Source organism: bacterium (genome assembly GCA_024742285.1).
Classification (GTDB): domain Bacteria; phylum Myxococcota_A; class UBA9160; order UBA9160; family UBA4427; genus UBA4427.
Genome location: JANSYR010000017.1, coordinates 75,113 through 94,088 on the forward strand (window position 1 = coordinate 75,113; position 18,976 = coordinate 94,088).

The 18,976-nt window shown below is 71.3% G+C and carries 17 protein-coding genes; 15 read left to right on the forward strand and 2 right to left on the reverse strand.

Annotated features, from left to right (window positions below; genetic code table 11):
• Positions 1–257: 257 nt before the first annotated feature.
• The 8 genes from bamA to lpxK all read left to right on the forward strand — a co-directional run bounded on the left by bamA (position 258) and on the right by lpxK (position 10,646).
• On the forward strand, positions 258–3,632 hold the full coding sequence (gene bamA, locus NXI30_24555) for an outer membrane protein assembly factor BamA (GenBank protein ID MCR9097401.1): 3,375 nt from the start codon (positions 258–260) through the stop codon (positions 3,630–3,632).
• Positions 3,633–3,819: 187 nt separating this feature from the next.
• Positions 3,820–4,341, forward strand: coding sequence for an OmpH family outer membrane protein (locus tag NXI30_24560; protein ID MCR9097402.1), 522 nt, complete (start codon positions 3,820–3,822; stop codon positions 4,339–4,341).
• Positions 4,342–4,357: 16 nt separating this feature from the next.
• Positions 4,358–5,170 carry an acyl-ACP--UDP-N-acetylglucosamine O-acyltransferase gene (lpxA, locus tag NXI30_24565; GenBank protein ID MCR9097403.1) on the forward strand — a complete coding sequence of 271 codons (813 nt, stop codon included), beginning with the start codon at positions 4,358–4,360 and terminating at the stop codon, positions 5,168–5,170.
• A gap of 51 nt (positions 5,171–5,221) precedes the next feature.
• On the forward strand, positions 5,222–6,055 hold the full coding sequence (lpxI, locus tag NXI30_24570) for a UDP-2,3-diacylglucosamine diphosphatase LpxI (GenBank protein ID MCR9097404.1): 834 nt from the start codon (positions 5,222–5,224) through the stop codon (positions 6,053–6,055).
• A 1-nt stretch (position 6,056) separates the two neighbouring features.
• A complete protein-coding gene (locus NXI30_24575; GenBank protein MCR9097405.1) occupies positions 6,057–6,977 on the forward strand; it encodes a Gfo/Idh/MocA family oxidoreductase in 921 nt (306 codons plus the stop codon).
• Position 6,978: 1 nt separating this feature from the next.
• The gene (gene lpxB / locus NXI30_24580) at positions 6,979–8,151 is read left to right on the forward strand and encodes a lipid-A-disaccharide synthase (GenBank protein MCR9097406.1); all 1,173 of its coding nucleotides are present in this window, start codon (positions 6,979–6,981) and stop codon (positions 8,149–8,151) included.
• Positions 8,132–9,412, forward strand: coding sequence for a glycosyltransferase (locus NXI30_24585; GenBank protein ID MCR9097407.1), 1,281 nt, complete (start codon positions 8,132–8,134; stop codon positions 9,410–9,412). Before lpxB ends, NXI30_24585 begins: the two co-directional genes overlap by 20 nt.
• An 88-nt stretch (positions 9,413–9,500) precedes the next feature.
• Positions 9,501–10,646, forward strand: a complete 1,146-nt coding sequence (gene lpxK, locus NXI30_24590) for a tetraacyldisaccharide 4'-kinase (GenBank protein MCR9097408.1) — start codon at positions 9,501–9,503, stop codon at positions 10,644–10,646.
• On the opposite strand, the gene NXI30_24595 is transcribed toward lpxK, so the two are convergent.
• The gene (locus NXI30_24595) at positions 10,643–11,446 is read right to left on the reverse strand and encodes a phosphotransferase (GenBank protein ID MCR9097409.1); all 804 of its coding nucleotides are present in this window, start codon (positions 11,444–11,446) and stop codon (positions 10,643–10,645) included. The genes lpxK and NXI30_24595 overlap by 4 nt on opposite strands.
• Positions 11,447–11,496: 50 nt before the next feature.
• Positions 11,497–12,627 (reverse strand): LptF/LptG family permease, encoded by a 1,131-nt coding sequence (locus NXI30_24600; protein ID MCR9097410.1) that lies wholly within the window; start codon positions 12,625–12,627, stop codon positions 11,497–11,499.
• Positions 12,628–12,744: 117 nt separating this feature from the next.
• Here NXI30_24600 and NXI30_24605 point away from each other — a divergent pair, with 117 nt between their 5' ends.
• The 7 genes from NXI30_24605 to gmk all read left to right on the forward strand — a co-directional run bounded on the left by NXI30_24605 (position 12,745) and on the right by gmk (position 18,898).
• Positions 12,745–13,860: a glycosyltransferase family 9 protein gene (locus NXI30_24605; protein MCR9097411.1), complete on the forward strand. Its 1,116-nt coding sequence runs from the start codon at positions 12,745–12,747 to the stop codon at positions 13,858–13,860.
• Positions 13,857–14,936, forward strand: a complete 1,080-nt coding sequence (waaF, locus tag NXI30_24610; GenBank protein MCR9097412.1) for a lipopolysaccharide heptosyltransferase II — start codon at positions 13,857–13,859, stop codon at positions 14,934–14,936. Before NXI30_24605 ends, waaF begins: the two co-directional genes overlap by 4 nt.
• Positions 14,933–15,943 (forward strand): glycosyltransferase family 2 protein, encoded by a 1,011-nt coding sequence (locus NXI30_24615; GenBank protein MCR9097413.1) that lies wholly within the window; start codon positions 14,933–14,935, stop codon positions 15,941–15,943. Before waaF ends, NXI30_24615 begins: the two co-directional genes overlap by 4 nt.
• Positions 15,940–17,022, forward strand: a complete 1,083-nt coding sequence (locus tag NXI30_24620) for a PfkB family carbohydrate kinase (GenBank protein MCR9097414.1) — start codon at positions 15,940–15,942, stop codon at positions 17,020–17,022. The genes NXI30_24615 and NXI30_24620 overlap by 4 nt, the downstream gene beginning before the upstream one ends.
• The gene (locus NXI30_24625; protein MCR9097415.1) at positions 17,019–17,906 is read left to right on the forward strand and encodes a YicC family protein; all 888 of its coding nucleotides are present in this window, start codon (positions 17,019–17,021) and stop codon (positions 17,904–17,906) included. The genes NXI30_24620 and NXI30_24625 overlap by 4 nt, the downstream gene beginning before the upstream one ends.
• A gap of 90 nt (positions 17,907–17,996) precedes the next feature.
• Complete coding sequence (locus NXI30_24630) at positions 17,997–18,248, forward strand: DUF370 domain-containing protein (GenBank protein MCR9097416.1); 252 nt, start codon at positions 17,997–17,999, stop codon at positions 18,246–18,248.
• Positions 18,245–18,898 carry a guanylate kinase gene (gene gmk / locus NXI30_24635; GenBank protein MCR9097417.1) on the forward strand — a complete coding sequence of 218 codons (654 nt, stop codon included), beginning with the start codon at positions 18,245–18,247 and terminating at the stop codon, positions 18,896–18,898. Before NXI30_24630 ends, gmk begins: the two co-directional genes overlap by 4 nt.
• Positions 18,899–18,976: the final 78 nt, after the last annotated feature.

Below are 18,976 nucleotides of genomic sequence, written 5' to 3' on the forward strand. Positions count from 1 at the left end.
GGAGGCTCGCGGCGAGACACCGCTGGCGGGCTTCCGGTTGCACGTCGGGAGTCGCGTAACCCCGCGTCCAGTCAGCGTTTCCCGGTCGAAATCGGGATTGAAAGCGCTCCGGGGCTCACATACCCTCCGGCCGACTCCGGGCAGCCGACCGTCGGTGGGGTCGAGACGGCGCCCCTTCCACTTCTTCTTCCCCGACACCTCTCGAGAGCAACCAGGCCGACTCCGCGCCCGCCGCGGATTCGGGACGAGGAACGGACGTGCCGGCGACCAGGGGGGGAAGCGCAGGACTCGTGCCGCGGTCGACGACCGCGCGCCTGACCCTGCTGCTCGTCGCGTGGATCGCGCTGGCGTCGGGTGCGATCGTTTCGTTCGCGCCGGGCCGAGCGCTCGCGCAGGAAGGACCCGTCGAGTACGGCGCGATCGTCTTTCCCGGCGAGGAGACGACCCGGGCCGGCAAGCAGATCGCCGTATTGCCCTTCCGCCTCAACAGCCAGGGCGCACTCGGATTTCTCACCGATTCCCTCGACGAGCTGCTCGCCCAGCGCATCGAGGCGGGCGGCGAGGTCGGGGCCGTCGCGACGCGCAACCTCGAGGGGCCGGACGCGCGTGCGCTCGGCGGGGACGACCGCTCGGATGCGACGCTGCGCCGACGCGCCGCGGCCCTCGGCCTCGACGGGCTCGTCACCGGCTCCGTCACGGAGCTGGCTGGGCGCTTCAGTGTCGACGTGCGGGTCGTGCCGGTCGATGCATCCGCGGGCGCGACCTCCCACGTCCTGACCGCGGCGAGCGATCGTGAGCTGCTCGACCGTCTGGGCGAGCTCGCGGATCAGATCGCCGGAACGATTCGAGGTGGGCTCCCCGAACGCGTCGTCGAGGTGCGCTTCGAAGGGGCCGGGCCGATCGAGGAGCCACTGCGTGCCCTGCTGACCGTTCGCGCCGGCGCGCGGTTCGACGCGGCCGCCGTCGAAGCAGATCGCCGGACCCTCTCCGGGGACCCGCGGGTCGCCAACGTCGTCGCGCGCTCCCTGCAGCAGGAAGAGGGCGTGACCGTGCTCTTCCAGATCGTTCGCGCCGATCAGATCCTGGCGGGAGGCTCGGCGCGCAGTTCGGGGACGCCGGTCGCGGAGATCGTGATCCGGGGCAATCGACGGGTCGAGGAGGACGCGATCCGCGCTCGTCTCCGGACGACGGTCGGTGAACCCGCCGACGCCGCCGAGATCGCGCGCGACGTCCGAGCCATCTTCGCGCAGGGCTTCTTCCGCAACGTGCGCGTCTTCCGAGAGGAGGGGCCGAACGGTCTGCGCGTGATCTACGACGTCGAGGAGAGCCCGGTGATCCGCGAGATCACGATCTCCGGCAACGACAACATCGACGGCGAAGACATCAAGGAGGCGCTCACCCTGACGACCGGTGTGCCTCTGGACTATCCCCTGCTGCGCGAGAACAAGGAGCGGGTCGCGGCCGTCTACCGGACCGAGGGGTACTACCTGGCGGAGGTCTCCTACGAGATCGAGGAGATCACCGATGGCTCCGTCGCCATCAACTTCGACGTGGAAGAAGGGGAGGAGCTGAAGCTTCGTGAAGTCATCTTCGTCGGGAACGATGCCTTCCCCGACGACGAGCTGATGAAGGGCTTCACGACCAAGCTCTGGAATCCCTTCTACTCCTGGGCGACGAGCTGGTATGACCGGACCGGGAAGTACGCCGAGCCCGTCTTCGTGCGCGACCTCCGCCTCGTGGAGCAGAAGTACACCGACAACGGCTACGTCCAGGCGCGCGTCGAAGGGCCGGACGTCGAGGCGAACGAGGAGGGTCTCTTCGTCACGGTCACGATCACCGAAGGCCCGCAGTTCAAGGTCGGAGAGCTCTCCGTCCAGGGCGACGACACGATCGACCTCGACGTCCTGCGCGAGAAGATCCGGCTCGAAGAGGGCGAGATCTTCAGCCGCTCGGACCTGACCTCGGACGTCGAGATCCTCGAGTCCCACTACACGGATCGCGGCTTCTTCTTCGCGAACGTGAATCCGCTGACCCAGACGAACCAGGAAGAGCTGACCGTCGACGTCGCCTTCACCGTCGAGAAGGGCCCCCTCTATTTCGTGCGCAACGTCGACGTGCGCGGGAATACGCGGACGATCGACTCGGTGATCCGCCGCGAGATCCGGCTGGTCGAGGGGCAGCTCTACTCCGCGCGCGCGCTCCAGGTGAGCAGTACGCGTATCCGGCAGCTGGGCTTCTTCGAGGACGTCGCGTTCGAACCGAACACGACGGACGATCCGTCCCAGCTGGACCTGGACGTGAACGTGGTCGAGCGGCCGACCGGCGCGTTCAGCTTCGGCGCCGGCTTCTCGAGCGCGGACAACTTCATCTTCACCGCGTCGCTCTCGCAGTCGAATCTCTTCGGTCGTGGCTACGGTGCGAACATCTCTGCGGACATCGGCGGCAATTCGAGCCGCTACTTCGTCTCGCTCTCCGATCCCTACTTCCTCGGCTCGAGCTTCAGCTTCAGCGCCACCGCGTTCCTGACCGAGGTCCGCTTCGACGACTTCGAGCAGGATCGTCAGGGCGTCGACCTCGGCGTGGGGCATGCGCTGACCGTCGACAACCGCGCGCGCATCTTCCTCAACTACAGCTTCGCCGAACAGCGCGTGCGCCAGAACACGAACTTGAACTCCCTCGCTTCCCCGGTCCTGCGCCAGGTGCTCCAGGGAAGGCAGAGCACGAGCCGGCTCGGCGTCTCCACGGTGGTCGATACGCGGAACGACCGCTTCGCCGCGACCAGCGGCTACATCGTGAGCACCAGCATGGACTACGCCGGGCTCGGCGGGTTCAGCAACTTCGTCACGCTCGAAGCCCGCGCGGGCTACTACTTCGGCGCGCCGGATTGGCTCTTCGACCGGTCGACCTTCGTGATCGCCACGCGAATGGGGCACGCGTTCCCGTTCAACGACGTCAGCGACTTCGACCTCGGTGTCGAGGGCGCCACCGTGTGCGAAGACCCCAGCAACTGCACGAACGCAGGCAACCTCGAAAACCTCGACGATGACGTCGAGCTCCCGCTCACGGAACGCTACTTCCTCGGCGGTCTCGGGCGTCAACAGCTGCGTGGCTACGAGGGGCGTTCGCTCGGTCCGCGCCGCGCGCGTCTGCAGTCGACCTCGCTCGCCACCGGTCGCGTCTTCCACCCGGTCGGCACGGTGCTGCGCAGCAATCCCGCGACGGGACAGCTGATCGCGGTGTGCGACGACACGAATCGCGCGTCGCCGGTCAACTTCGGGAACCGGAACGGCCGCTGCAATTCGACGAGCGACAAGGACTACGACGACTTCGACGACATCAACGAAGCGCAGGTGATCGGCGGCAGCGCGTTCATCAGCAACAGCTTCGAGTACCGCTTCCCGATCTCGGAGGAGATCGGTTTGCTCGGGATCGGCTTCCTGGATGGCGGCAACGCGTTCCGGGAGGGCGAGCTGCTGTTCGACGCCACGGAGTGGCGCTACGGTTACGGCGGCGGGGTGTTGTGGTTCTCCCCCTTCGGCCCGCTGCAGCTCGTGCTCGGCTTCCCGATCGATCCGCGCTCCGACGAGTCGAGCCCGATCTTCGAGTTCTCGGTCGGCGGCCTGGGGATCTGATCGAAACCACGTCCGGCCAACGTCCCTCAAAGGCGTGACCCGCCCAGCCGGCCCTGGCATCCGAGCGGCTCCGCCAGACAGACCCAGAATCCACCACGAGCCAGAGCGGCTCGCCCCATCGAAACAACGCCATTGGCAAGAGAATCCGCGCCGTCGAATCCGGGCGGCGCGCGGGAGACCCAGAGAAATGAGATTCGAACGCGCCGCGCTGCTGCTCGCCCTCGGCCTGATGCTCGGCTGGGGCATCGGAGCCACCGACGAGCCCACGAAGATCGGGTTCGTCGATGCCCAGCAGGTCATCGCCACCGTGAAGGAAGGCAAGACTGCCCGAGAAGAGCTCGAGCGCAAGCTCAGGGAAGCGGAGGGCAAGATGGCGCCGCTGATCCAGGAGTACGAGGCCAAGAAGCAGGAGTTCGAAGCCCGGCGGATGGCCCTCTCCGAGGATGCCCTCAAGGAGAAGGTGCTCGACCTGCAGGCCCTCGAGAATCGCATCAAGGGGGTGAACGCCGAGGAGCAGGGCAAGATCGAGATCGACCAACAGCGCCTCTTCGGCCCGCTCCAGGAGAAGTTCATCGAGGTCGTTCGCGAGGTCGGGCAGGAGAACGGCTTCTCCGCGATCATGCTCTCCGATGCGCCGGGTCTGATCTACCGGAGGGAAGCCCTCGACCTGACGGACCTCGTCATCAAGACCTTCGACAAGAAGAGCTAGTCGGAGAAGCCCGCTGGTGTCCTCGACGATCGAAGAGTCCCCGCGCAGAGGCGACGTGTCCGTCCATCCGACGGCCTGCGTCGAGGACGGCGCCATCCTGGGGGCCGGTGTCGTCGTCGGAGCCTTCTCGTTCATCGGCGCCGAGGTCGAGCTCGGCGCGGGCGCCCTGGTCGGACAGCACGCCACCCTGATCGGGCGGAGTCGCGTCGGCGCCGACTGTCGGATCTTCCCGCACGTGGTGCTCGGCGGAGAGCCCCAGCACACCGAGTTCGCCGGTGAAGCGACCCGCCTCGAGATCGGGGCGCGGACGGTGCTGCGCGAGCACGTCACGGTCCACGTCGGGACGGCGCGCGGGGGCGGCTGCACCCGGGTGGGCGAGGACAACTACCTGATGAACGGGGCGCACGTCGGGCACGACTGTCAGATCGGCAATCACACGATCATCAGTCCCTTCTGCGGGCTGGGCGGCCACGTGCTCGTCGAGGACTACGCGGTTCTCGGTGCCTATACCGGCCTCCACCAGAGGACGCGGATCGGTGAATCGGTGATGACGGCGGCCGGGTCGAAGGTGGCCCAGGACGCGCCGCCCTTCACGATGGTGGCCGGGGACCGGGCGAAGATCGTCGGGCTGAACGCCGTGGGGATGCGGCGTCGCGGTTTTCCTGCGAAGACCCGCGCCGAGATCAAGCACGCGTTCCACCTGCTCCTCCAGTCGAAGCTTCCCCTCGCGGAGGCGCTCGCCCGGATCGACGAGGAGATCGGAGCCGTTCCCGAGGTGGAGCGCCTCGTGACCTTCCTGCGGAAGACCGAACGCGGTTTCTGTCGTTAGGCGCAGGCGAGGGCATCGACGGAAACGCGCGCTGGACCGGAGGAGCCGCGGTTGGCAGAGGGCAGGGTCGGTCTGATCGCCGGAGGCGGGGCGCTGCCCGGTGAGGCGGCGCGATGTCTCTCCGAGTCGGGCGTGACGTTCGATCTCCTCGGCTTCGAGGGGATCAGCGATCCGACGCTCGTCGCCCCGGAGGCGCGGATCCGGTTGGGGCAGGTCGACGCCCTCGTGCAACGGATGCGCGCGCGCGGGGTGGATACGCTCCTGATCGTGGGGCACTTCGATCCGGCACTCGTCCGCTCTCCGTCGCCGCTCTTCGAGCCCGACGACACGGCCCGCCGGCTCTTCCAGGGGGCCGCACCCGAAGCGCACGTGGCCTGGATGTCGACGATCGCCGACTTCCTCGAGGACCTCGGCCTTCCGCTCGCGCGTCAGGACACCCTGCTCGCGCCGCTTCTCGCATCGCCCGGTCCGCTTGGTCCCGAGGCGCCCACCCGCGCGCATCGCGCCGATCTCGAGGTCGGACGCGCCGCTCTGGCCGCGCAGCCCGCGTCCGTACTCGGCCAGGCGATTGCCGTGAAGGACGGCGAGGTCGTGGCGCGGGAGACGGCGAATGGGACCGATGCGCTGATCCGGATGGCGGGGCAGGAGGCCGGGCCGGGGGTGACGATCGTGAAGGCGGCGCGCCCGGGACAGGACCCGCGACTCGATCTCCCTGCCATCGGCTCGACCACGATCGAGACCCTCGCCGAGGCGGGCGTCGAGGCGCTCGCCGTCGAAGCCGGCGCGACGCTCGTGATCGACGCAGCGGAGGTGGCGCGAGCGGCGGGCTCGCACCGGCGTATCGTGTGGGCGTTCGCTCCGGGCGAAGGTTCGGAGGACGCCTAGCATGCTGCGAATCGTCGTCGTGGGTGCCGGGCCGATGGGGAGGCTGCATGCGCGCGCGGTCGCGCGTCGGGCGGAGGAGGTCGGCGATTGCGAGCTGGTCGGCGTCCTCGACCGGCACGCCGCGCGGAGCGAGCGCGTCGCTGGGGAGTTCGGGGGACGGGCGCTGGCGAGGGGCGAGCTCCAGGGAGACGGGGCGATCGTCGCGGTTCCGGCAGCGGCGCACGCGGCCGTCGCGAGTCGGGTCCTCGAGGCGGGGATGGATCTCCTGGTCGAGAAACCGATGACCGGATCGGCGAAGGGGGCGCAGTGCCTGGTCGAGGCGGCGGAGCAGCGCGGACGGATCCTCGCCGTTGGCCTCTCGGAGTGGTGGAACCCGGTCTGGCCCCGGGTCTTCGAGGCGGCGGGGACGCCGGAACGCATCCGGGTCGACCGCTTCCACCCGCGAACCGACCGAGGCCTCGACATCGACGTCGTGCAGGACTTCATGCTCCACGACCTCGACAGTGTGCGACGGCGCCTCCACGCGGAGAGCAGGGCTGTCGAAAGCCTGGAGGCGACGGGGCGATGCGTCTCGAACGATCGCGTCGACGAGGCCGAGGCCGTCCTCACCCTCACCGATGGCACACGCATCGAACTCGCGGCGAGTCGCGTGCACGCGGCGAAGCGCCGAACGATCGAAGTGTCGGGTGATCGCGGGACGGTCTCGGCGGATCTGATCACGGGGCGAGTCACGGGACCCGACGGCCATCCGATTCCGCCGGCGCCGGTCGTGGCGGGTCTCGGCGAGCCGCTCGACCTTCAGCTCGCGGATTTCGTCCGCGCGTGCCGGGAGCGGAGCCGGCCGGAAAACGACGGCGAAGAGGGCGTCGCGACCCTCGAGCTCGTCGATCGTGTGCGCGCCGCGATCGGGCAGGGCGTCTGAGATGGCGACGGTCTGGGTCTCTGCGGGAGACGTTTCCGGCGATGCGATCGGCGCGGACCTGATCCGCGCGATCGCTGCAGCGCGACCGGGAACGCGCTTCGTGGGGCTCGGCGGCCCCGGCATGGAGGCGGCGGGGCTCGAGCGCTTCGCGGACCAGGAGGCGTTGGCGATCGGCGGGTTGCTCGAGTGGCTGCCGAGCCTCGGCCGGATCGTCGGGATCTGGCGCCGCGTGATCCGTGGGCTCCGGGCCAGCCGTCCCCACCTCGTCATCGTGATCGATTCCGGGGGCTTCCACCTGCCGTTCATGCGCGTCGCCCGCGTCTTCTGCGACGCGCCGATCCTCTACTACGTGGCCCCCCAGGTCTGGGTCTGGCGCGCGGGCCGCGTGCGCCGGATCGCCGCCCGCGCCGATCGGATCGCCGTCGTCTGGCCCTTCGAGCCCGCTTTCTGGTCGGCGTGGGGCGTCGAGACCGACTTCGTCGGCCATCCGATCCTCGATCGCGAGGTCGCCCAGGCGCCGGCGCCCGCCGCCCGCGTCGCTGCGCGTTCCCGCCTCGGACTCGATCCGGAGCGCCCGCTCGTGGGTCTCTTTCCGGGGAGCCGGCGGAACGAGCTGGTCCGGCACCTGCCTCCGATGATCGGTGCGCTCCAGCGGCTTCGGGCGGAGCGGCCCGATCTCGACGGGGTCCTCGTCCGGGCGCCTTCGGTCGACCCGGAGCGGATCGATGCGCTGCTCGCCGAAGCGGGCGCCGGGCCGGAGATCCGCGTCGTCACGGCAGAGCCCGACTGGCTGGACGCGATCGACGTCGGGCTCACGAAGCCCGGGACGATCACCCTCGAGCTGATGCTGCGCGAGCGGCCGATGGTCGTCGTCGGCCGCGCGCATGCCCTGTCGGTGGCGCTGGTCCGTCGGAGCTTCGTCGGGGCGCGGGTGGCCCTGCCGAATCTGGTCGCCGAAGAGGAGATCGTGCCGGAGCTCCTCCAGGACGACGCGACGCCGGATCGAATCGCGGCGGAACTTGGGCCACTCTTGCCGGAGACGAGCGGGGCGTCGCCCTCGGCCGTCGCACAGGTGGGAGCGCTCCGGAGGGCCCGGAGTCGGCTCGGCGAACCGGGGGCCTCGGTTCGCGCGGCGCGGATCGCGGAGGAGATGCTTGGGGCCGATCGCGCATAGCGTCGCCTTCCTGCTGGCCGCGGGGCTCTCGCCGGTGCTCGCCCTCGCGTGGCTCGTCCGGCCAGGCTTGCGTCCGCATTTCGGTGAGCGCCTCGGTCGACCTTCGACCGAGCTCGGAGCGGGGCCGGCGGAGCCCCCGATCTACGTCCACGCCTCGAGCGTCGGCGAGGCGAAGGCGGCGGCGCGTCTGATCGAGGGGCTCGAAGCCGCCGGGCATCCCGTGGTCGCGACGACCTCGACGGTCGAGGGGCGCGAGGTCCTGCGGAACGACCGTCCCCACGGCGACTCCCATCTCTTCCCCCTCGACCACCCGTGGACCGTCGAGCGGTTGCTGCGACAGGCGAAGCCGTCGCTGTCGGTCCTGATCGAGACGGAGCTCTGGCCGAGCTGGATCGCCGGCTGTGCGCGGCACGGCGTGCCGGTGGTGGTCGCCTCGGGACGTCTCTCGGACCGATCCTTCCCTCGCTATCGCCGGGTCCGCCGGCTCCTCCGACCGACGCTCGCGCGAGTCGACGCCGTCGGCGCGCGGACCGAGCTCGACGCGGAGCGCTTCGTCGAGCTCGGTGTTCCCGAGGCGCGCGTCGCCGTCACCGGAGATCTCAAGCTCGACCCGCCGCCGGATCAGCCCGCGCTGTCGATCGACCTGATCCGCGCGCTGGCGGACTGTCCGGTCGTGATCGGGGGCAGCACCCACGAGGGCGAAGAGGCGGCGCTCCTCGATGCGATGACGGCGGCCGAGAAGGCGGGGCACGCGTTCGTCCTGGTCCTCGCGCCGAGGCATGTGGCGCGCTGCGCCGAGGTCGCATCCCTGGTGAAGGCCCGCGGGCGTCGCGTGGTCCGGCGAAGCGAGCTCGAGGGACGGCACCTCGTGCCCGGCGAGGTCCTCCTGCTCGACACGCTGGGCGAGCTGCCCGCGCTCTACGCGACGGCGTCGATCGCGTTCGTCGGGGGGACCCTGGCGCCGGTCGGTGGGCACAACCTGGTCGAGCCCGTACACGCCGGCTGTCCGGTGCTCTTCGGGCCGCGGGTCGAGAACGTTCGCAAGATCGTCGAGATCCTCGAGCTGGGGGACGCGGGGAGGAAGGTGCCGAACGCCGCCGGACTCGCCGCCGAGCTGGTCGCGGCCTTCGACGACCTCGAGGCCTGTCGCGTGCGCGGCGAGATCGGTCGCGAGGCCCTCGAGGCCCATCGCGGCAGCGTCGAAGCGACCCGGCGGCTGATCGAGGAGGTGCTCGCACGTCGTGCCGCCTCCGCCGTCTGAAGAGCGTCCGGACGTCGTGCCTGCTCCGCCGTCTGACGAATCAACTGGCGACGTGCAGGCTCCGCCGTCTGACGAATCCCACGGCGACGTGTCGGCGCCTCCGTCCGAGGACTCGCCGGGCGCCGCGATCGGACGCGCGCTGCGCGCCGCGGCCGCGCGGGCGGTGTCCGTGGTCTGGTCCGCGTCGGCGAGCGTCCATCGCGCGGTCGCCACCCGAAGCCGGGCCGCGCGAGGGCGTCCGGCCTGCGCCGTCGTGAGCGTCGGGGGGCTCACCGTCGGGGGCGCGGGCAAGACGCCGGCCGCCGCGGCGGTCGCGCGGGGGCTCCACGCGCGCGGGCTGCGGGTCGTTCTGGCGAGCCGGGGCTACGGGGGGAAGACGCGGGATCCGGTGAACGTGGTCTCCGACGGGCGGCACGTGCGGGCGCAGGCGGCGCGGACCGGCGACGAGTCGCTCGTGCTCGCGGCCCATGCGCCCGGGGTTCCGGTCCTCGTCGGACGGGATCGCGTCGTCGTGGGACACCGGGCGGTGTCGGGCTTCGACGCGGAGGTCCTCGTCCTCGACGACGGCTTCCAGCACCATGGCCTCGCCCGGGACTTCGATCTGGTCTGCATCGACGGCGTCGCCGGACTCGGGAACGGACGGGTCGTGCCGGCCGGGCCGCTCCGTGAGCCGCGCTCCGCCCTCCGTGAGGCCGATGCGCTGCTCGTCGTCGACGGGGCGCCGGGGGCGACCGGATCGGATCCCAGCGGCGTCCCCGGTCTCGGTGGCGTCACGGCCGAGGACGTCCCGGTCTATCGCGGCGCGCGCACGCCGCGCGCGCTCGTTCCCCTCGGCGGCGGTGAGCCTGTGGCGCCGGCTTCGCTCGACGGTCAGGAGGTCGGTCTGCTCGCCGGGATCGCCCGGCCGGCCTCGCTCCGGCGAAGCGTCGAGGCGCTCGGGGCGACGGTCGTCGCCGAGCGGTTCTTTCCCGACCACCACGCCTACGCCGAGCGGGACTTCGTCGGACGCCGCGGCCACGCGGCGCTCTCTCCGGACATCCACTGGATCACGACCGAGAAGGATGCGTACAAGATCGTGGCTCGGTGGCTCGAGGGGATCCGGGTCTCCGTCCTGCGGATGGAGCTCGAGATCGAGACGCCGGACGCGCTGACCGATCGGATCCTCGAAGGGATCGGCGAACGTGTGGGCCGCCGCCGCTCCGATCGGACCCGATCTCGCGAGCGAAGCGCCTAACGTCGCGGCGTGAAGAGCCGATCGCGCACGCGCCACCCGAGTCGGTGGCGACGGATCCGCGCCCGCTCCCGTGGCTCGCACGCGCGCATCGCCTGCCGTAGGCCGCGATCGCCGGCACAGTAGACCGAGAGGGCCGTCGCTACGATGCGCGGCGTGATCTCGGCACCATGACCCGTCCGGTCGAAGGATCGGACGAGCCGCATCCACTCCTTCATGCGCGCCGAGGGGGTCAACGCGGGGCCGCGGTGGGCGCGGTCGAAGTCGATCGCGACGCAGACGAGGTCCTCCGCGTCCTCGGCGGGCTCGACGAGCAGGTTGCGCAGCTGGAGGTCGCCGTGGGTGACACCGGCATCGTGCAGACGCCGCAGCGTCCGCGCGACCGCCCGCGCGGCGCGAAGGCGTACCGGACCCGAGTGCTCGTCCCGAAGGACGCGGGCCAGGTCCCGTGCGTTCTCGCGTTCCACCGTCGCGATGGCGCATCGCCATCCGAGGCCGGCGCGCCAGGCGACCGCGAAGACCGGCGTTGCGACCGGCAGGCCTTCGGCGTGGAGGCCCTCGACGAGGGCATGCTCTCGAAGCGACCGCGTGGGCGTCGCGTAGCGGTCTCCCAGGAGCGGGCCGAGCAACCCCCCTCTCCGACCCAGCCGAACCCGCACCGTCGCCCCCCAATCGCTCTCGGAGAGGAGCCGGTGGCGTCCGCGTCCTCCGGCGACCTCCGGTGCGCGGGCGAGGACCGAGGTCGGATCGCGCTCCAGGGCCGCTGCCGCCGCACGGCTCCGAAACGTCCCGGCGATGACCACTCGCACCGCATCAGCGCGCGCCGTTCCGGGAACCGAATCCGGTCCGGCGCTCACGACGGAATCCGGTCCCGACCGCGCAGGATCAGCGCGACGGCGGCGACGGCGGCGACGACGTTCGGGAGCCAGAGCGCGGTGGCGGGATCGAGTCGGTCGGAGAGGGCGAGGGACTCGGTGGCGGACCCGAGGCCGTAGTAGGCGAACGCGGCGAGGAGTCCGAGGAAGAGGCCGAGGTGGCGCCGGCGATGTTCGCTCGCCAGCGCGATCGGGACCCCGAGCCCCGCGAAGAGGAGCGGGGCGAAGGGGAGGGCGCGGCGGCGATGGATCTCGAGGGCGTACTCGCGCGGGTCCTTCTCGTCGAGCTCGACGAGCGGATCGCCCTGCTCGGCGCGTTCCAGCACGCGCTCGATCTCCGGGATCGACATCTGTTTCGGACGGACCGGCCAGAGCTGTCGCGAGAGCAGATGCCCGAGATCGATGCGGTACGAGAAGGACTCGAAGCGCATCCGCTCGTACCGCTCCGGCGCGTCCGGCCGCGGTTCGATGTGGATCTCTCCCTTCTCGAGCTCGAGCCGCATCTCTCGTGCGTCCTCGTCGAAGGCCACCGTCCCACGGGCGGCGAAGATCCGGAGCGGCGTGTCCCGTCGGGACTGGTCGTAGATCATCACGCCCCGAAGCCCGCCCTCCCGGTCGTGGTCCTCGGCGAAGATCGTCTGGGAGCCGGTGTGTCGGAATTTCCCCGCTTCGACGACCGCTCCGCGCGCCGCCACCCGCTCGACGAGGGCCACGAGATCGCGCCGGGCCTGGTGCTCGACGCTGCCGAGGAGCCAGGCGGAGAGCGCCGTCGCGAGGGCGCCGAGCACGAGGAAGGAGGAGAGGAAGGCGGTGGGGCCGAAACCGCTCGCGCGCAGGGCGAGGAGCTCGCCGTCGCTCGAGAGGCGTCGGATCGCGAGGAGCATGCCGATCAGGAGGGACAGGGGAATCGCGTAGGAGAGGGCGATCGGCAGGATGAAGCGCAGCGCCGTCAGCAGGTCGGAGCCCGTCATGCCGACGCCGACGAGCGTGTCGAGGCGGCGCAGGACGTTCTGCGTGAGCAGGACGAGGGTGATCACCACGAAGGTGAGCGCGCAATAGAGCAGGGTCTCGCGCATCACGTAGAGCGAAAGGGTGCGCGCGATTCGCATGGTCCTTATCGTATCGGCGGTGTCGGACCGGCGCCCGCTCGTCGCGTCCTCCATCGCTTTCCGTTCCACGCCGCGCCCGTCGAAATCCGCGCTCCGTCACTGGTCGCGCCTTGCCCCATGACGAATCCGCCTCCCGCCGATCGCATCCTGATTCTTCGCCTCGGCGCGATGGGCGACGTCATCCGGACGCTGCCCTCGGTGGCGGCCGTGCGCGCGATCTACCCCGGGGCCCACCTCACCTGGCTGGTCGAGCCGGCCAGCGCCGGCGTCGTCGAAGCCTCCCGCCTGGTGGACGAAGTGCTGGTCTTCCCACGGCGGCTGCTGATGGAGTCCCTCCGCGACGGCGATCCGATGGAGTTCGCGCGGCGGCTCCGTCGCTTCCGCCGCAACCTGAGGGATCGGCGCTTCGAGATCTCGATCGACTTCCACGGTCTGCTCAAGAGCGGCTGGCTCGCCTGGCTCTCGGGCGCCCCGATCCGCTACGGCTACCCCCCGCCGATCTCGCGGGAGATGGCCTCGCTCTTCGCGAACCGCCACTCGGCCCTGCACGATCCCGAAGCCTCGCGCTTCACCCGCAACGCGTCGCTGGTGGACGCGATCCTGCCCGGCGTGCGCGTGCCCGACACGCCGCTCCTCTCGGCGTCGCCCCTTGCGCAGGCGCGCCTCACGGCCCGATTGCGCGCCGCCGGTCGCGAGCGGGGGCGGGACTTCGTCCTGCTCCATCCGGGCAGCAGCGTGCGCGCACTCCACAAACGCTACCCGGCGGCGGGCTGGGCCGCGGTGGCCCGGGGGCTCGCCGCCGAAGGCCTCGAGGCCTGGATCGCCTGCGGCCCGAACCGGCACGAACGCAGCCTGACCGAGGACATCGTCCGTCGCGCCGAAGGGGCCCTCGTTCTCGCGCCCGAGACGCGCTCCTTCGACGACCTGCTGGCGCTGCAGGCCCGCGCGTCGGTCTTCGTCGCCGCAGACTCGGGGCCGCTCCACGCGGCCTCGCTCGCTGGCGTTCCCGTGGTCCAGCTGGTCGGGCCGACGCATCCGCGCCAGAACGCCCCCTGGACGGGCTCGCCCCATCGTAGGGTCCACGTTCCCGCTCCGTGCTCTCCCTGTCGCGGGGGCTGTTCGCGTCCGGTCTGCATGACTTCGATCGCGCCCGCCTCCGTCGTCGCCGAAGTCGTCGACCTGCTCGAAGCGACCGGGGCGGCACGGTCCGCCACGAGCGAGTCCGGGGCGTGACGTCGGTGTCGCGCGGGGAGCGGATCGTCGTGCGCTGCCCGAACTGGCTCGGGGATGTGGTGATGTCGACGCCGGCGCTGCGTGCGCTGCGACGCGGGCGGCCGAATGCGCACGTCGTTGCGCTGCTCCCGCCGCCCCTCGCGCCCCTGCTCGCGGGCCTCGACGTCGTCGACGAAATCTGGCCCCTCGCGTCGAGAGGCGACGGGGGACTCGCCGCCTGGCGGGCGGATCGCGCGCGCCTCGCCGAACGACGCTTCGACCTCGGGCTCGCGCTCCCCGAATCCGTGTCCTCGGCGTGGCTCCTGCGCGCGGGCCGGGTGCGCCGGGTCGCAGGGTTCGCCCGCGACCCCCTGCGGCGCGCGCTCCTTCACGACGTGCTCGAAGCGCCCGCTTCCTGGGGCCGGCGGCGACTGGTTTCCCGCGAACGGTTCGCGATCACGTTGGTGGAGGCGGCGGTGCCCGAAGCGCGCTCGGTCGGTTCGCCGGATCTTCGGCTCGCGCTCGGCGTGACCGAAGTTGAAGAGACGCGACTCGAGGCGGCGCTGGCCGAAGCGGGGACGTCGGGCGCCGTGCTCGCCGCCTCGCCGCCGATCGTGATCGCGCCGGGGGCGAGCTTCGGCCCGTCGAAGTGCTGGCCGGCGACGTCCTACGCCGAGCTCGCAGATCGCCTGGCGGAGCGGGGGCATTCCGTCGTGTTGATCGGCGCGCCGGGCGAATCCGCCTGCGTTCGCGCCGTGGAGGCGGGGATGAAGGCGGCGCCGACGGTGCTCGACGGAAGCCTCGATCTGGGGGCGCTCAAGGCGCTCCTTCGCGGGGCCCGGTCGCTCGTCGCGAACGATGCGGGGGCGCGTCACGTCGCGGCGGCGTTCGGCGTGCCGAGCGTCGTCTTCTTCGGGCCGACGTCGGTCGAGAAGACGGCGGACAACCTGGATCGGATCGAGATCCTCGAGACCGCGCACGACTGCCGCCCCTGCTACCGCCGTACCTGCCCGATCGACCACCGCTGTCTACGCTCGATCCCCGTCGACGCGGCCTTCGACGCCACCGAGCGGGCCCTCTCCCGGGAGGTGGGATGAGCGAAGGGCGACCGATGATCGATCTCTCGATCGTGATCCCGAGCTTCGAGACCGAGGCGCTCCTGGCGCGCTGCCTGGATTCGCTCGCGCAAGCGGCGCGACGTCGTCCCGAACTCGTGGCCGAGGTGATCGTCGTCGACAACGGCTCGCGGGACGGGAGTGCGCACTACGCGCGGGGAGCGGGCGCGCGGGTCGTCGCTTTCGCGCGGAACCGGGGCTTCGCCGCCGCGGCGAACGCCGGGCTCCGGCTCGCCCGCGGCCGCCACGCGCTCCTGCTGAACAGTGACGTCCTGCTGACGGCCGAAGCCTTGCGCGGCGGGGTGGCGCTCCTCGACGCCGAACCGCGGGTCGGCGTCGTCGGCCCCGCCCTCGCGCATCCGGACGGACGGCCCCAGCGATCGGTGCACGTCCTGCCGGGACTCGACAGCGAGCTCCTGGGCGAGAGGGCCGCGCGGCGCCTTCGCGCGCCGGAGCGGGACCACGTGGGGCCGCCCTTCGGTTGGCGCGAGGTCGAGGCGGTCCGGGGGGCCGTGTTCTTCCTGCGAGGCGATCTGCTCGAGAAGGTCGGTCCGCTCGACGAGGGCTTCTTCTTCTTCCTCGAGGAGACCGATTTCTGCGCGCGCGTCCGCGCTGCGGGCCATCGCGTCGCCTTCGTGCCCGGTCTCGTCGTCCCGCACGCCCTCGGCGCGAGCAGCAAGGCGCGCGCCCCGCTTGCGACGCGGGTCGAGTACCTGCGCTCCCTCGATCGCGCACTCCGTCGTCACCGCGGCGAGACCGTCGCGCGGGTCGTGCGCGCGATCCGCTTCGCCCGCGCCGCCGGCGGCATCCTCGTCGCGCTCGTGGCCGCGCCCTTCTCGAAGCGGGATCGTCGCCGCCTGAGAGAGCGGGCCGGTCTCGTGCTGTGGCATCTTCGGGGGCGTCCGCCCGAGCCCTCCCTGGCCGGGGCCCTCGCCGAGGCGCCCGTGCCGGATGGCCCGATCGCCGGGCGCGCGGAGGGGGAGCGATGAGCGCGATCGAGCCGGATGGACTGGCCGCCCTCGAGGACCTCACCCGAGCCTGGCAGGGGTGCTGCGTGCTCGTCGTCGGCGACCTGATGCTCGACGAGGACCGCGGGGGCGAGGTCGAGCGGATGAGCCCCGAGGCGCCGGTGCCGATCGTGCGCGTCACATCGCTTCGCACCGCACCGGGGGGCGCCGGAAACGTGGCGCGGAACATCGCGTCCCTCGGTGCGCGCTGTCGCCTGGTCGGCGTGGTCGGGCGCGACGCCGAAGGAGAGACGCTCCTGCGCGCACTCGCGGCCGAGTCGATCGAGGCCTCGGGGGTCGTACCGCTCGATTCCCGACCGACGACCCACAAGCTGCGCGTCGCCTCGGGAGATCGTCAGGTCGTACGCCTCGACCGCGAGGAGACCCGGCCGCTCGAGGAGGCCGAGACGACCCGGCTGCGTGCAGCCTGCCTCGAGTCGATCGAGGGCTGCGACGCCGTGATCCTTCAGGACTACGGCAAGGGGCTTCTGGCCGGGGGGCTCGCGGAATCGGTCATCGCGCTCGCCCGCGCCCGGGATCTTCCCGTCATCGCCGATCCGAAACAGGATCTCACGCGGTTCCGGGGCGTCGCGCTCGCGAAGCCGAACGCCTCCGAAGCGCAGGCGCTCGGGAGGGCCCTCGGCGCCGGGCCGGAGGTCGACCGCGCGCTGCTCGAGAAGCTTCGTGAGGCGATCGGCGGCGGCGAGATCGTCGTCACGCGCGGGAGCGAGGGCATGCTCGCGCTCGATCGGAACGGGGTGCTGATCGACGTTCCGACGGAGGCCCGGGCCGTCTTCGACGTTCAGGGCGCCGGCGATACGACGGTCGCGGCGCTGGCCCTCGCGAAAGGGGCCCGTGCGTCCCTGGGCGAGGCCTGTATCGTCGCGAACGCCGCGGCGTCGGTGGCCGTCACGAAGATCGGGACGGCGGTGGTTTCGGCAGCGGAGCTCCGCGCGCGCCTGCCGCGCGTGCTCGCGGTCGCCGGCGCGGACCGGTCGGGCGACGATGCCCACGACACGGCCCAGCACGCAGCCCAGCACGAGGACGAGAGAAGATCGTGATCCACAGTATGACGGGATTCGGTCGCGCGACGCGCGAGGACGGACGCATCGGTCTCGAGGTCGAGGCGCGCAGCGTGAATCACCGACACCTCGATCTGCGCATCCGCCTGCCGCGCGCCTTCGCCGACCAGGAGAACCGCCTCAAGCAGCGGATCGGGAGCCGTCTCTCCAGAGGCAAGGTCGACGTGACCGTGAACCTCGTGATGGGAACGGCGGCGACGCGACTCGAGATCGACGAGGCGATCGCGGCTCAGTACGTCGAGGCCGCGGGGCGCCTGCGCGCGGCGCACGATCTCGGCGAGGGACTCGACGTGTCTTCGCTGCTCTCGCTGCCGGGGGTCACGACCCTGGTCGAGACCGAGGTCGAGCCCGAACACCTGCTCGGTCCCCTCGACGAGGCGGTCGACGAAGCGATCGACGCCTTGATCGCGATGAGGCGCGCGGAGGGCGAGACTCTCGCCACCGAGTTCGAGGGACGACTGCAGACCGTGGCGGGCCTCGCCGACGCGTTCGAGGCCCGGGCCGGCGAGGTCGTCGAAGTCGCGAAGCAACGCCTTCGCAAACGCGCCGAGCAGATCGAGCGCGAGGTCGGTCTGATGGACCAGGCCCGCCTGCACCAGGAGATCGTGATCGCGGCGGACAGGCTCGACATCACCGAGGAGCTGGTCCGGCTTCGCAGCCACGTCGATCAGTTCCGCGAGACCCTGGCCGGTGCGGGCCCCGGCGAGCCGGTCGGGCGGCGGCTCGACTTCCTGCTCCAGGAACTCGGACGCGAGACGAATACGGTGGGATCCAAGGCGAACGACGCGCCGCTCGCTCAGGACGTGGTCGAGCTCAAGACCGAGCTCGAGCGGATCCGGGAACAGGTCCAGAATGTCGAGTAGGGCCGCCCCGTGAGTCCCGAGAATCCGCCGCCCAAGAGTCGAACCCCGGAGCCCGGCGTCCGTGACCGTCACGTCGCCGCTGCGCCGACGATGGTGAACATCGGCTACGGCAACCTGGTCACCGCCGCCCGCGTGATCGCGATCGTCTCGCCGAGCTCGTCGCCGATGCGCCGGCTTCGCGAAGAGGCGGGCCGGAACGGGAAGCTGCTGGACGCGACCGAGGGGCGGAGGACGCGCTCGATCGTCGTGACCGACAGCGATCACGTGATCCTCTCGGCGATCACCCCCGAGACGATCGCGACCCGCCTCGCGCCGGACTTCGACGGGGAGTCGAACGAGTGAGCGGGGGCGGATCGAAGAAGGGACACGTATTCGTGGTCGCCGCGCCGTCCGGGACGGGGAAGACGACGCTCTGCGCCCGCGTGCTGGAGGAGGACCCGGGGCTCACCCTCTCGGTCTCCCACACGACCCGCGCGCCGAGGACCGGCGAAGAGAACGGCGTCCACTATCACTTCGTGGACGAGGAGGCCTTCCTCGAACTCGTGCGCGAAAACGGGTTCCTCGAGCACGCGGAGTACAACGGGAACAACTACGGCACCAGCTGGCGCGCGATCGAAGCGCCGCTCGAAGGAGGCCGGGACGTCATCCTCGAGATCGAGGTCCAGGGCGCGGAGCAGGTCCGCGAGCGGATGCCCGATGCGATCCTCGTCTTTCTGCTGCCGCCGAGCCTCGCGGTGCTCGAAGAGCGCCTGCGCGGGCGGAAGACCGACAGCGATGCGGTGATCGCGAAGCGATTGGCGCTCGTCGACCGGGAGCTCGCGGCGGCGAAGCACTTCGACTTCGCGGTGGTGAACGACGACCTCGAGGTCGCGGTCCAGCAGGTCCTCGACGTGATCGCCGGCGTGCGCGAGGGCGCCCGCGAGAAAATGGCGGCGGAGCACGGGCGGGCCCGCGTTCTGGCCGCCTGGGAAGCGACGCAGCCCGGCGGGTAGACGCGCTTCGTTTGCCCGGGGGCAGGGCGACCGTTACTTTCGGAGGGCCCCACGCCGTGGGAGAAGGGCGCCAACTGC

Bases quoted from the DNA above. Each gene is read 5' to 3' on its own strand.
- NXI30_24620 (MCR9097414.1), top strand. From the start codon at position 15,940: ATGAGCGCGATCGAGCCGGATGGACTGGCCGCCCTCGAGGACCTCACC.
- NXI30_24560 (MCR9097402.1), top strand. From the start codon at position 3,820: ATGAGATTCGAACGCGCCGCGCTGCTGCTCGCCCTCGGCCTGATGCTC.
- NXI30_24575 (MCR9097405.1), top strand. From the start codon at position 6,057: ATGCTGCGAATCGTCGTCGTGGGTGCCGGGCCGATGGGGAGGCTGCAT.
- NXI30_24615 (MCR9097413.1), top strand. From the start codon at position 14,933: ATGAGCGAAGGGCGACCGATGATCGATCTCTCGATCGTGATCCCGAGC.
- NXI30_24630 (MCR9097416.1), top strand. From the start codon at position 17,997: ATGGTGAACATCGGCTACGGCAACCTGGTCACCGCCGCCCGCGTGATC.
- NXI30_24600 (MCR9097410.1), bottom strand. From the start codon at position 12,627: ATGCGAATCGCGCGCACCCTTTCGCTCTACGTGATGCGCGAGACCCTG.
- lpxB (MCR9097406.1), top strand. From the start codon at position 6,979: ATGGCGACGGTCTGGGTCTCTGCGGGAGACGTTTCCGGCGATGCGATC.
- NXI30_24605 (MCR9097411.1), top strand. From the start codon at position 12,745: ATGACGAATCCGCCTCCCGCCGATCGCATCCTGATTCTTCGCCTCGGC.